This window comes from Chryseobacterium sp. OSA05B (genome assembly GCF_019970065.1).
In the GTDB taxonomy this organism is placed as follows: Bacteria; Bacteroidota; Bacteroidia; order Flavobacteriales; family Weeksellaceae; genus Chryseobacterium.
The window spans coordinates 872,336-885,905 of sequence record NZ_JAHXYH010000002.1 but is presented as its reverse complement, the minus strand read 5'-3'; the positions used below and the strand labels follow the sequence as shown (position 1 = coordinate 885,905).

Below are 13,570 nucleotides of genomic sequence, written 5' to 3'. Positions count from 1 at the left end.
ATTTTTTATAAAGGGTCAAACTCAAAATTGGAAGCACCACGATTTCCATTTTTGTCTTTCATAGCATTGAATCTCAATTTAAAATAAAATCCTTCTGCATCTTTAAGGACAAAAAAGCGGTCAGAATAGACAAATGGTTGTGGTATCTCCGGTGTTCCGGTAGTCGTTCTCCATTTATCTCCAAGAGCTCGCTGGTCATTAAAAATAAATTTAGACTGATCTACATCACTTAATTTAAATGCGTTATAAGCCTGTTCAAGATTACCTCCTGCATTTACCTGGTATGTACCAACACCGTCCAGCGTATTTGTGACAATAAAATCAGCATAGAAATAGCTTCCTGCGCTGGTAGTTGGGGCTGAGAATACTTCGTTGGTAAACGTTGTAAATGCTAAATCCCATTTTTTCTTTTTAGGCTGTACCTTCGCGGGTGCCCCGGTCTTAAGATTGAAATAGGTGAAATTATACTCTGTGTCTTTTGTGATAAGATATTCTTTATAAGTGGTATCTGCTACATCAGCATAACGTATTTTATATCCGTTCAGGGCACGTAGAATCTGAATTTTCTTCCAACCTCTCGCAGATCCGGATAAATTTACAGATCCGGCTCCGATGTTTGAGGAAGGCGGAATATCCCTTCCCATATTGACCAGATAGATCGGATTTTCTGCATCGTTTTCTTTAATGGCATCAATTCCTGTAGTTTGTGTCAGGAAATTTCCAGTTGGATTATCAACATACTGCATATTGGAAGCAGCGAAGGTTCCAACCTGAGCCGTTGTTTTCAGTGCAGTAACATCTGATTCCTTTACTAGATTGATATCTGTGGCATTAGGAATTTTTGCAACCGTCATTGCTATAGATCCATTGATCACTACGCGAAATGCATCTCCTGTATAAAACCCAAGATCCCAGTCTGTTCTTGTATTAGTGACAGCATTCTTGTAATCACTTAAATCGATCCACACCTGGTTAGGCTCTGTAGGTCCTCCTACCGCAACATCTACTACTGATCCGGTAAGTGGTGCAACCGGCACCGGATCTTCATCTGCTGCCAGGCATGACTGCAGAGCAACGATGGACAGAAGAGATAATATTTTTAAATATTTCATAATGATAGCTTAGTTTTAAAATTGATAGATTAATCTTGCAAAATAGCTTCTTCCGTAATATAAATTAATACGGTCTGCACCTGCAATGTGGCCGGCTCCTGCACTGGCAGTAGAATTCAGACTTGTAACGTCAAATATATTTTTAACCCCTGCAGACACCTCCAGATGATCTTTCCAGAGCGGCTGACTTACGATAAAATCCAACATATGAAAACCATCTGTTTTACCAAGTCTGAAACCTTCGGTATCACTCTCCAGTACATAATTTCTTCCAGGTCCTGTATATTTATAGTATAGTGAAAAGCCTGTCCCTATATTTTTCAGTTTGTAGTTTACTGATGCTCCCGCTTGTACAAGATATTGAAAATCTGTAGGAGAAGTATGTTCTAATTCATTCAATGACACAGAAGTACCATTTACCGAACCTCTTAAAGAAAATGCTAACTGATCTTTTCTAAAATCAACGTTCGCAGATAAAAGCATATTTCTATAGGTATTGAGGTTCATATATTTATAGGTGGAAGGTCTTTTTACCATCACCATTTCTATTCTGTCTTGTACGTCAAGATACAATGCATTAACACTATAAGCTATCTTCCAGTCATTACCTGCCGAAAAATTCTGGTCCCAGAAAAGACCTGCCGAAAACCCTTTTTCAGGATTCAGATCAGGATTTCCCTGAACATCATGATTAATATTAACAAAATAAGTAAACAACTCATCGTAGGTAGGAAAACGGTTGGCTGTACCGGCAACAGCTCTCAGATTTGAATTTTCAGAAGTTTTTAGTCTCGCAGAAAGAGAATAATTAAATTGGTTATCAAACATATCACTTACTGAAAGTCTTGCCCCTGGTCTTAGTGAAAATCTATCTGAGATATTCCATTCCGCCGAAAGGAAATTAGAATAGGTAAAAATCTTTCTTTTTACAGATTCACCAAAAAACTGGCCTGCAATAAGTGCTGCCTGACCATTGGTATGGTCTAGCTCATAACCAAGCTGGAAGTCAAAAGTTTTATTGTTCAGGAAATTACTGAACATCCCTCTTGAATACACAATATCTGTCTGATAATATGATCTTTTTTCATCTTTACTTGTAACAGACCTATTAGGAATATCGTAGTTATAATCAAAATATTTTCTATCCTGGGTCTGATATGAAAAGTCTCCCATATACCGGATATCCCCTAAATTGGCCTGGATATTGAACTGATGAATCCATCTGTTGGTATTGTACTCTCTATCTCTACTCTGATACACAACTCCTCCAAGACCATCGTTAAGGGGAATCCTGTTAGTCTCAGGATTATAAAAATTAAATTTCTCATTCAGATAAGAAAGTTTATAATAGAACGAAGTTTTGTTCTTACTGTATCTTATCAATGCAGAAGCATCGTATTGATCCTTCGGATTCCATTCATAGCCTCTTTTTATCTCAGGATCTGTCCCAAAATATTTATATCCTTTACTCTCACCTTCATACCCCATGAATTGATTATGATTGAAACTGATATTCGCAAACCAATTACTGTCTATATTGTAATCTACATTTAAGTTCTGAATATGTCTTCCGTTTCCTTTTTTCTTAAGGTCATAGTTATCTCTTACTGTTTCTTCCTGAAGAGACGCTTTCACAGCAACCTTTTTTACACTTGTTTTTCTGGTAATAATATTGATGACTCCGGCTACTGCCCCATTCCCGTATTCCACTCCCATGCTCCCCTTTACAATCTCAATTCTTTCTACATTATTCAGGGAAAGTTTGGTAAGGTCAATATTACTTCCGAGTCCTGTATCTCCTACTACTGGAATATTATCAATTAATATTTTCACATAATTCCCATCCAGCCCCATGATATTAGCTGTAGAATTTCCCGAGCGGGTATCCGGCGTAATTTGTATATTAAGACTTTGATTTAAAACATCTGCCACATTGGTTGCAGCCATATTTTTGATCTGCTGAGCATCAATAACGTCAACTTTGTATATAGATTTATTAATCGACTGCTGTGTATATTGTCCTGTAATAACAACTTCCTCTATTTTATTTTTATTAAGAGAATCTTTTTGTTGTGCGTTCATCCAAAAGGTAATGGATAATGATAGAACGGAAAGCACCTTCTTCTTCATAGAGTAAAAATTTTGGCAAATATAACGCTTTATTTAGAATAGTTAAAAATAATGGAAAATATTATTATTCCTTTTTGCCTTTTCACACCAAACAATACTTTAGAGAAGCACTTATAGAAATATTTTTAATTAAATATTGATATTTATCATGATTTTTTTCGCTCAAATTAAAACAAACCGAAAAAAGAGAGTGATTGATGAGAAACAGATACATTATAAGTTGTAAACTGGAAGTCATTATTGGTTTTATAACTTGGCGGTCATACTAAGATAATTCCATATGTGTATTTCTGACTTCAAACAATTTTCCTCTTCCAGATTCCATACCCGGTTGATCTCTTCATATAAAAATAAAACAATGATTTTCTATGGAATCAATATTAAAATTTAAACGTTAAATCTAAGATTATTTAGAACAATTAAAAATTAATACTTATTTTTGTGGAATAATTCTAAATAAAGATACGTTATGAAATTAAAACTACTTTTAGGAACTTTAATGTTTACGGCTTTTACAGCGAATGCACAAGTAGCCACGCTTAATGAAAATTTCAACAACTTTACTCTTGGAAACACCACATTTCCACAGGGGGGCTGGGCTGCAGTAGTTGCTCCTATTACAGGTGCATTTCCACCAGCACCACCAAGAATGATTGTAGCTGCTCTTGAAAATGATAATAATCAGAGATTTATCCAATCTTACGCTGGTAATAATGCGACAACTCCTTCTTATCTTATTACTCCTCAGATCGAGAATATAACAGGAAATAAAGTTTTAACATTTACCACTACATTGGTATCTCCATCTCCCGGACCCGGAACTATCCAGATTGGATTAGCAACAAGCCCTACTGATATGTCAACTTTTGTGTCTGTGGGAAATCTTATCAATGTCACTACAATTGGAGTCATTCAGAACATAAGCGTTAATCTTCCTTCTACTACAGGTTCTTATATTGTTTTTAAATTTACTCCAAGTGCTACCCACGTAGCTATTCAAATAGATGATGTAGTATTTAAACCTTCTACTGCTTTAGGTGTTAATGATGCCGCTAAAGTAAGTGAAAACTTTAAATTCGCTGTAAATTCAAACAACACAGCTTTAGAATTTATCACCAGAACAGAACCTAAAAACATTGAGGTTTATTCTGCTTCAGGACAAAAAGTAGCTGAAGGAAAATTAAAAGCACAAAAATTTGATATCAGCGGACTGCATACAGGCGTTTACTATATGCTAGTTGAAACAGCAGAAGGTTCAGTAATAAAATCTAAGTTCATCAAAAAATAAGGTTTATTAGACAGTAACCCTTTATAAAGCCGGCTGGAAGTTTTCCAGCCGGCTCTTTTTGTGCCGAAAAATGTAAATATTTATCATGCAATTATAATGAAACAAGACAAATATCATGTTTTTATTTAGAATGATTAAAAATAATTATATACTTTTGTGGAATCATTCTAAATAAGGATACTTATAAATTTTACTTGTTATGAAAACAAAATTACTTTTGACTTCTTTGTTTGCACTTTCAGTTCAACAAACAGTACTGGCACAGACAGATGCTAATGGATACACGACAGTTAATCTGTCTATGGGGAGCAGTTACCAGAACCGCGTTTTTTTCGACTTCAGTGCCAATAATATAGTATCGCAACCCGCAAATTCATGGGATGTAGCTTTTTACAGAGCTTCGGCAACTAATTTTGGAACAAGAATTAATGATGCTTATGATATCAAAGTGTATCAGGCGTCTGCCAACCCAGCTGACTGGAATACCATTACAAGCAATAGCGTAGCTTCTTACGGAGCTCCTCTTTTTAATGTTGACAATACGACATACCTGCAGGAAGGTGCTTTTGAACAGGGTTCTGCCACCTATGGATGGGGAGAATATAACTCAGGAAATCACCATGTAGAAGGAAAAGTAATCTTCATTATGCAGTACGCTTCAGGAGCATCTGTTAAATTTATGATTGAAGATTATTTTGGAGGTTATACTTTTAAATATGCAAAATGGAATGCAGGTACCTCTTCATGGGATGCAACGCAGACTAAAACGGTTGCCAACGGAACTGATGATGCCTACTTCAATTATTTCTCATTCACTACCGGTGAAAAAGTGACCAATCTTGAGCCGGCAAAAGCGAACTGGGATCTGATGTTTACCAGATATTACACAGACTATCCTTATACAGACCCACAGGGAAACCCGCAAACCATGAAATACAGAATGTCCGGGGTTATCCAAAACTCGAATATTACAGTAGCTAAAGTAAGACCTGAAACCCAGGCGACTGCAACATCTACTATTCCGGCATCAACAGCATTCTCCAGTAATATTACCACTATCGGACATTCTTGGAAGCCTACTTCCGGAGTATATTCTGATGCTGTATATTATGTAAAACAGGGTACAGATTACTACAGAATGTATTTCATTTCAAATGAAGGGACTCAAACCGGAAATATGTATTTCAAATACAAAAAGATAACAGCCACTCTGGGTATCACAGAAGTAAGCAAAAAAGCTTCTTTCGGGATCTATCCAAACCCGACAACAGCTGACAAAAAAGTAACGGTTCTTTTTGACGTTAAAGAAAAAGCCAACAACAAAGGAAGCATAGAGGTCTATGACCTCACGGGGAAAAAAGTACATACTGCAGAATTGACCAACCAGGCCGGTTTCTACAAACAGGATCTGAACTTATCTCACCTTACTGCTGGAAATTATTTAGTAAAAATCACTTTCGGAGGCAGTACGGAAACGAAAAAACTTATCGTAAAATAAACTCAAAATTTTAATACTTTCTATTTTTTCTAATCAAAAGGCGGTTTCAGAATCTGAGACCGCCTTTTATATGATATTTCTTAAAGTAAAGATTAAAAGATTAAAGCATTCAAAAATTTAAAGATTGAGAGATTAAGCTATTGGGGATCTAGATATTCAAAGAATACTAAATCTGAATGCTTAAATCATTAAATTCTTAAATTTTTAAATCTCTTTTATCATCAATAAATCTTAAACCCCTTATACACCTCCGCAGCGCTTTCCATCATTTTTGAAGCGTCTTTACGGAAATTAAGAAGATGGTCCTGTCCAAGATGTCTGCTATGGTGTTCAACACTTTCCCACAGTTCGATCAGAAAGAAAGTTCCTTTGTTATCTTTATCCTCGATAAGATCATATTGAAGGCAACCCTCCTCTTTTCTCGTCTCTTTTACCAGATTCTGAAAAAGCTCTACAGCGTCCATCAGATAGTTTTCGTTAAACTTAAAAAGCGCTACTATATGTAAATTCATGTTCTATTATTTAATGGTGTAAAAGTAGAATATTTTCAAAACGAAAAATGTTTTTGAAGCATTTATTTTTCTACAAATACCCACTTGAATTAATTAAAAACTGATTTATAAATAGTTATAGAACTCATTACTATCACAAGGATTCCAATGACCACGAACATTTTTTTCACAGGAAGCTTTGCCGTAAGCATTGCAGAGAAAGGAGCTGTAATGATTCCCCCTATCAGAAGTCCCAGGATAATATTCCAGTGCTGGATTCCAAGAGTCAGGAAGAAAGTGATGGCAGCTGTTATGGTCAGAATAAATTTAGCTACAGTAGAACTTCCAACCGCAAATCTCGGCGTGAATGCATTTTTGATCAGGGTTCCGGTCACCAAGGGTCCCCATCCTCCGCCGGCAAATGAATCTATGAAACCACCAATGACACCCAGCCTTGTCAGGTTCGTTTTTCTTTTCATGGCCCGGTTCTGCTTCTCTTTAAAAGCATTGGACAGAATCTGAATCCCCAGATAAAGGGTGTAAAACGCGATAATGGTTTTGGTAATTTTAGCATAATATTCTCCAAGATACGTAAGACTTACTGCTCCGATAATCGCCCCAATGACTGCCGGAATGGCCAGTTTTTTAACCAGGCTTTTACTTACATTTTTGAGTTTGATATGGCTTAAACTTCCCGCAGCTGTTGTAAAACTTTCCGCAGAATGGATGCTTGCACTTACAATATGAGGTGGAATATTGAGGAAAAGAAGAGTTGTTGTACAGATTACACCATAGCCCATCCCCATGGATCCGGCTACAATTTCTGCCACAACTCCTACCAGAAGCATCCAGTAAAAAATATAATTATCTTTAGCCAAAATATTCAGCAGCTCATCCATATAACCCATTTCGTACATGGATAAAACGGAGATCAGCAGTACTGCGGCCGTCACAAAGAATACATTGAGTCTTATCTGAATTTTTCTTGAAATTATCATATTAATATCATTACAGCTCCTGCTCTCCCCTTTCAGTTTCGCGGATCTCTCCGGTCCTGGAAACTTTTAAAACCTGCGCCAGAGCACGGTTTAGTGTGATTAGGTCATTTGGGCTACTGCAAATATCAAATAAAAATATTATCCTACCAAAAAAGTAGACTAATTATTCAAAAAAAAGGACCGGGTTAGTCAACCAGATCCATTAAAGTTTTTTTCTCGAGAATATTCAGTGATGCGTCCCGGACTTCAATAAGTACGTCATGCAGCCCGCAGTGGTCTTCATTGCAGTCTTCACATTTTTCATAGAAGTTCAGACTTACACAGGGAAGCATGGCAATAGGACCATTCACCAGCCGGATAATTTTGGCCAGTTTCACATTTTCAGGATTTTCTCTCAGGAAGTATCCTCCTCCCTTTCCTTTTTTACTGTCAAGGATATCTGCTTTTTTTAATTCCAGCAGGATATTTTCTAAAAACTTTAAAGGGATCTTCTTACGTTCCGCAATTTCGGAAATAAGGACCGGGCCATCATTCCTTTTTTCTACAAGGTACGAAAGCGCTTTAAAAGCATATTGAGATTTTTTTGAAAGCATTACAGCAAAAATAAGAAAATAGTTTGAATTATATAAATGGAGAATGATGATCGTAAAAAGTTAATTTCTCCAATTGATACATTAACATTCATAACGTTGCTCTTTTCCCATTAAATTCTTATGTTTGTTCACATGTTCAGTAAACAAGAAGCTCAACAGCTAAAAAAGGAATTTTGGACGGCTTTTGGAAAGTCTTTTCCCAGAAAATGGCTCCTTTATGATACGAAGATCAAGGATATGTCATTTAAATTTAATGCCGATAACAAAAAGGCGGAGGTGTCATTGGATATCGAAATGAAGGATGAAATCTTCAGGAATGCTTATTATGAGAAGATCTGGTCTTTGGAAGATATTTTGAAAGATTGTATAGGAGATTTTCAAAAAGAGGAATATTTTACCCTTGACAACGGAAAAGTGATCAGTAAAATCTGGATTGAAAAACAGGGCGTGTCCGTGTACAACAAAAATACCTGGCAGGAAATTTTTGAGTTTTTCTGGGATAAAATGGATGGCTTTGAAAGGTTTTACTATGAATATGAAGACTTTATAAAAGATGTTTAATTTAAAAAAGTATCATACAGACTAAAAGAAATCAATTTTTTTTTTAAAACTAATACCGTGTAGATCTCAATGTCTTTTTTAATGTATATTAGATCATGAAGAAATGCAGATTCTAGAACAATACAAGCTTTTTTTTGTAGACCGTCCCTTCACTTTTCCAGGTGATAAGACGGTTAATATGAAAATAGCCATACATCGTGTGGACAATGATTTCCTTGGATATTTTCTAAGCCGTTTTAAAGATGACGAAAGCATTGATGAAATGGTTTCAGAGATTGATTCTATTATTTCGGAAGGCTTCTATGATCCTGCATATTGTATGGAGATCTATCTTGATTTCCTTACCATGAGATACACAGATACTTCTGCCCTGTTTGAAGATATTGATCCTGAGAAAAAACAACTGCAGGAAATTCCTTTTTCAGATCTGAAACAGCTGCTTCTTTTATGGAAAGATTTCTTACATATGCCTCCCCTTGACCAAGCTACTGTAGATAAGTATTCCGAATTCAATTACTATTTAAAAAAATATGAGTCTGAAGAGGACATCGTTTCAGCTTTGGTAAAAACATTCCATGAAGTGGATTTTTCTCTGATAAGAACTGAAAATATCGGCGAATACAGAAAAGAGTTCAGCACAAGCTACAGCAAGGGGAAAAATGATGAATTCTATCTTACCAGCCTTTATGACAGGAATGACCGGATGATTTATGAAAAGGAAGAAAATTACTTCCAGGGAGGATCGGAGGTGATCATCAGAAAATATTATTTTGATGAACAACTCGGGTACAGCGTTGAGCTTTTATATGATCATAATGGCGGGTTTTCCGCTATTGAGAACAGTAATCCGGAGACTCCATATGTATATGCTTCAGAGATGGAAATGACATACCCGGACTTCTTATCAAAAAATCCTTATTATAAAAACTCAGATATGATTCTTTAATTCTCTGATTTTAAATATATTTGAACACACAAAAACCCACTCCATGAAAACTGAATACAGAGACGAGAATTTTAGGCTCGTAGACAGCATCCATGCTTATGGTAAAAAATACAAATGGTACGTCATCCAGACCACCAGAATAAAACCGTAATATCCTCATACGGCGGTTACCGATTCCGCTAAAGACATGTGTATCCTACACTATTACCGAATTTCTATCACAACTGTACATTTAACCGGCTTAACCCTTCAGATACAATAGTTCTGGAAAAAATAATGCATGAAATTGCATAAAATTCCTAAAGCCAACTTAACCAATGCCGGATTATTCCATCTAAAGGCAGTGGGATTTCAGGATGTGTAAGATATTCACAATTTCTATTGACACAAACACAATGATAACACAACCTACAATAAACGACTAACATGAAAAAAGTATACAAAAACATTTTTGGAGAAGTTATTTCAAAAGCAAAAGCTGAAAAATTAGACGACTATCACTTATATTATTATGAAAAAGAGTCTGAGGTGCTCAAAGAGATCGAGTTTCTCGCTGAAGATGAAATATACAGCATCAATTATTTTATGAGCCCAGATGAAGATGAGGCGCAGATTGTGAACTACCTCAAAGAAAAATCCGATCTTTTTGATATTGAGAAAAGAGAATCTGCGGGAGACTTCATTATTGCCACCAACAAAATGTATTCACTCGCCGTAGATGAAAAACCTTTGGTTTCAAAGACCGTTTTTTATCGTAATGATCCTGAAAATTTCATCTGTTCTCAAATTCTTGATAATGAAACGCTTCAACCGATACCGGAAAGAACAACCAAGTGCTGGTATGCTTCTGATGAAAACGGTGAAAAATATGCAGCCATTGAATTCAGCTATCAGGAAGACGGAAAACTGGAGCTGGCAATAGATAAAACACCTAACCCTGATAATGACGAGGAATGGGAACATTATGAATACGCTACTTTTAAAAATCTGCAGAACAGAATCGATGCAGATATAAGTTATTACAAAACAGCTGCCCTGCTTCCAAAAATGGCAGAAAAAGAATAAAATACAGTAAAATTTTACCGAAAAAAATCAAACATTAGTTTATATTTTTCGTAATTTAGTCAAATAAAATATGCCGGGTTTAAGAGTGATTCAGAACACTTTTGAACCCGGCATCATTATCAACTGTTAACTATCAACCAATCACAATGGAAGAGAATTCGTTTATATTTACCGATGGGAAAGATCCTAAAATGATCGAAGCGTATGAAAAAGCAAGAGAAACCTTTAAATATTTCTGGCGGGAGCAGTCCTGGGAAAACAGAAGAATTATACCGGGCCTTGATCTGGCCTGTGTGAAGGCATCATTCAGCCAGAAAGATCCTGAAACGGGAGAAAACACTGTGGAACACATGTGGATCAATGAAATAGATTTTGATGGCGATACCGTAAGCGGATTTCTGATCAACGAACCTAACGAACTTACCAATATACAGGCCGGAGATTATTTTGAAATCCCCCTGAACAAGATCAGCGACTGGTTGTTTGCCATTACGCCTGCAGCCAAGAAACCGAAAGGCCTTTCCAAACTGTTCTCTTCATCTGAAAATCCTTTACCGAAAACTTACGGCGGATTTACGATTCATAAAATGCGTGCCGATATGCCCGAAGATGAAAGAAAGGAGCATGATGATGCATGGCAGCTTGATTTCGGAGATTTCAATGAAATACTCGTCGTGAACGAGCAGAAGGAAAAACCGGAAAATCTGACAGAGCATCCTATGAGCAGAAATATGGAAGGTGAATTCGTGAAATTTCTACAGGAATATCCCGATGAATTGGCCCATACAGATGATAATGGCCTTACTCTTCTTCACAGAGAAACGATTGCCGGAAATTTAACATCTGTAAAAATTGCTTTAGAAGCCGGAGCCGACAAAAATGTAAAATCGAAAAACGGAAAAACAGCCCTTGATTATGCGCAACAGCTGCAATGGGAGCATATTATTCCGGTTTTACAGGGGTAAAAACACAACTTTAAATTAAAATACAGTCTATATAAAAGGGAAGCTTCAGTTTCTCTTTTTTTTGTTTTCATCTCAAATTTCCTTTATATAAGTTCTTTCTATCATCATCACTCAAGCGCCGGTCATCTCTCATTGTAATACGTCACGTTCTGTCGCAGTCACATGATATCTTTGCATCATTAACCTATAACATTATTAACAAACATACAAAGACTGATAAAATTCATTATTAAATCTCAGTTTAGAGAGCTTTATATATGTTAAAAATTGTTAAATTTGTCGCGCTATTTATAAAACTAATATTAATTTAAACACAAATAGATGAAGAGATTCTATTCCGGTGCATTGACCTTATGCACGCTTCTGGGGCTTTCTGCCCAGGAAGTATTGTGGCAGAAAGACATTAAATCTTCTACACAGAATTTTCTAAGCCAAGTGACCACGACTATTGATCAGCAATATCTTATTTCCGGAAGCTCTATACACAGCAGTAAGCTTCAGGCTGAAGGCAGTAAGCAAAATAACGGTTACGATTTCCATTTAATTAAACTGAACCAACAAGGTGAACAGATCTGGGAGAAATATTTCTCAGGGCAAAATCATGACTACCTCTCAGCTTCTGTAGCTACTCAGGAAGGAGGATTTCTATTGGCCGGAACTTCTTATTCCGGAAAAGGATTAGATAAAAAAGAAGATTCCAAAGGAGGATCTGATATCTGGCTGATCAGAATCAATGAATTCGGAGATGAGCTATGGCAGAAAACATTGGGAAGTGCTTCTGATGAGGAAGCCAGGTCAGTTATTCAAACTACGGATCTTGGATTTTTTGTCACCGGAAATGTTCAAAACTCATCTAAAGGGTACGGATCAAAAGATGTTTGGATTTCCAGATTGGATAAAAATGGAAAAGTACTTTCTGAAACTGTTTTGGGTGGAAAAGGTTTGGATGAAGTTGAAAAGATGATTCCTACGAGAGACGGTGGCGCGTTGTTAGGAATTTACTCGAGGAGTTCCGAGATCCGGGTTTCGGGTTCTGGTGATAAGTCTTCTTCGGCAACCTCGTATCCTGTATCCCGAAGCGCTAAGTCTACTGATAATTTCGGTGAAGGAGACTACTGGATCGTCAAGCTTGACAAAACCGGAAAAGTAGAATGGGAAAAGAATTTCGGAGGAAAAGGAGATGATCATATCAGAACATTGGCCTTAACATCTGCAGGATACATAATCGGTGGAGAATCCAGATCTGAAAGATCAGGAAATAAAACGGTAGGTATTGAAGAAGGAACTGATTTATGGTTGATCTCTTTAAATGAAAGAGGTGATGAGATCTGGCAGAAATCTTTCAATTTCAAGAACCGGGATATTTTAATGGGAATGAGCGTCCTTCATTCTGCAGATGATAAATCTTCAAAAGGAATTCTTTTAGGTGGCTATACACAGGCAGAGGGAAAAATAGAAACAGATGACGAAACATTCTGGATGCTGTATTTGAATCAGGATGGAAATGAAGAGTGGAGAAAATATGTCAAAGGAGAATCCAGGAAAAAAGAAGAAAGACTTTCAGATATTAAATTAAACAGAGACGGCTCTATCATTCTGGCAGGAACCAGCGCAGAAGAACTTGGAAAAGAGAACTGGAAGATTGTGAAATTGGGAGACAGTCAGATCAATAAGTTAATCGAAAAACAGGACATTAAAATTTATCCGAATCCGGTATCAGACTATGCTTATGTGGAAATAGGATTCGAGTTTAAAGAAGCGGATATTATGCTGTATGATATGGGGGGAAGACAACTTCAGAGTTTGAAGACGAAGAATAAGGTAACGAAGTTGGGTACTCAGAATCTGATTCAGGGGGCTTACCTGGTGACGATAAAGACGGATGGGAATAAAACGGCGAATGCTAAACTTATTAAGAAATAA

Annotated in this window: 12 protein-coding genes; 7 read left to right on the top strand and 5 right to left on the bottom strand. The window is 36.6% G+C overall.

Going from position 1 to position 13,570, the window contains the following annotated elements; all coding sequences use genetic code 11:
• Positions 1-5 precede the first annotated feature (5 nt).
• The gene (locus LC419_RS11350; RefSeq protein ID WP_223607439.1) at positions 6-1,112 is read right to left on the bottom strand and encodes an HmuY family protein; all 1,107 of its coding nucleotides are present in this window, start codon (positions 1,110-1,112) and stop codon (positions 6-8) included.
• A gap of 15 nt (positions 1,113-1,127) precedes the next feature.
• Positions 1,128-3,242: a TonB-dependent siderophore receptor gene (locus LC419_RS11345; RefSeq protein ID WP_223607438.1), complete on the bottom strand. Its 2,115-nt coding sequence runs from the start codon at positions 3,240-3,242 to the stop codon at positions 1,128-1,130.
• Positions 3,243-3,711: 469 nt separating this feature from the next.
• Here LC419_RS11345 and LC419_RS11340 point away from each other — a divergent pair, with 469 nt between their 5' ends.
• Both LC419_RS11340 and LC419_RS11335 read left to right on the top strand, forming a co-directional pair.
• Positions 3,712-4,530 carry a choice-of-anchor J domain-containing protein gene (locus tag LC419_RS11340; protein WP_223607437.1) on the top strand — a complete coding sequence of 273 codons (819 nt, stop codon included), beginning with the start codon at positions 3,712-3,714 and terminating at the stop codon, positions 4,528-4,530.
• Between the two features lie 199 nt (positions 4,531-4,729).
• Positions 4,730-6,028 (top strand): T9SS type A sorting domain-containing protein, encoded by a 1,299-nt coding sequence (locus LC419_RS11335; protein WP_223607436.1) that lies wholly within the window; start codon positions 4,730-4,732, stop codon positions 6,026-6,028.
• Between the two features lie 221 nt (positions 6,029-6,249).
• On the opposite strand, the gene LC419_RS11330 is transcribed toward LC419_RS11335, so the two are convergent.
• The 3 genes from LC419_RS11330 to LC419_RS11320 all read right to left on the bottom strand — a co-directional run bounded on the left by LC419_RS11330 (position 6,250) and on the right by LC419_RS11320 (position 8,110).
• Positions 6,250-6,540, bottom strand: a complete 291-nt coding sequence (locus LC419_RS11330) for a putative quinol monooxygenase (protein ID WP_047448412.1) — start codon at positions 6,538-6,540, stop codon at positions 6,250-6,252.
• An 89-nt stretch (positions 6,541-6,629) separates the two neighbouring features.
• A complete protein-coding gene (locus tag LC419_RS11325) occupies positions 6,630-7,517 on the bottom strand; it encodes a sulfite exporter TauE/SafE family protein (RefSeq protein ID WP_223607435.1) in 888 nt (295 codons plus the stop codon).
• Between the two features lie 185 nt (positions 7,518-7,702).
• Positions 7,703-8,110 carry an Rrf2 family transcriptional regulator gene (locus tag LC419_RS11320; RefSeq protein WP_034726378.1) on the bottom strand — a complete coding sequence of 136 codons (408 nt, stop codon included), beginning with the start codon at positions 8,108-8,110 and terminating at the stop codon, positions 7,703-7,705.
• Positions 8,111-8,242: 132 nt separating this feature from the next.
• Between LC419_RS11320 and LC419_RS11315 the strand changes: the two genes are divergently transcribed.
• From LC419_RS11315 to LC419_RS11295, 5 genes are all read left to right on the top strand, one after another.
• On the top strand, positions 8,243-8,671 hold the full coding sequence (locus LC419_RS11315) for a DUF4268 domain-containing protein (protein ID WP_223607434.1): 429 nt from the start codon (positions 8,243-8,245) through the stop codon (positions 8,669-8,671).
• Between the two features lie 103 nt (positions 8,672-8,774).
• A complete protein-coding gene (locus LC419_RS11310) occupies positions 8,775-9,617 on the top strand; it encodes a hypothetical protein (RefSeq protein ID WP_223607433.1) in 843 nt (280 codons plus the stop codon).
• Between the two features lie 426 nt (positions 9,618-10,043).
• Positions 10,044-10,682 (top strand): hypothetical protein, encoded by a 639-nt coding sequence (locus LC419_RS11305; RefSeq protein ID WP_223607432.1) that lies wholly within the window; start codon positions 10,044-10,046, stop codon positions 10,680-10,682.
• Between the two features lie 146 nt (positions 10,683-10,828).
• Complete coding sequence (locus LC419_RS11300; protein ID WP_223607431.1) at positions 10,829-11,647, top strand: DUF2314 domain-containing protein; 819 nt, start codon at positions 10,829-10,831, stop codon at positions 11,645-11,647.
• A 321-nt stretch (positions 11,648-11,968) separates the two neighbouring features.
• Positions 11,969-13,570 carry a T9SS type A sorting domain-containing protein gene (locus LC419_RS11295; protein WP_223607430.1) on the top strand — a complete coding sequence of 534 codons (1,602 nt, stop codon included), beginning with the start codon at positions 11,969-11,971 and terminating at the stop codon, positions 13,568-13,570.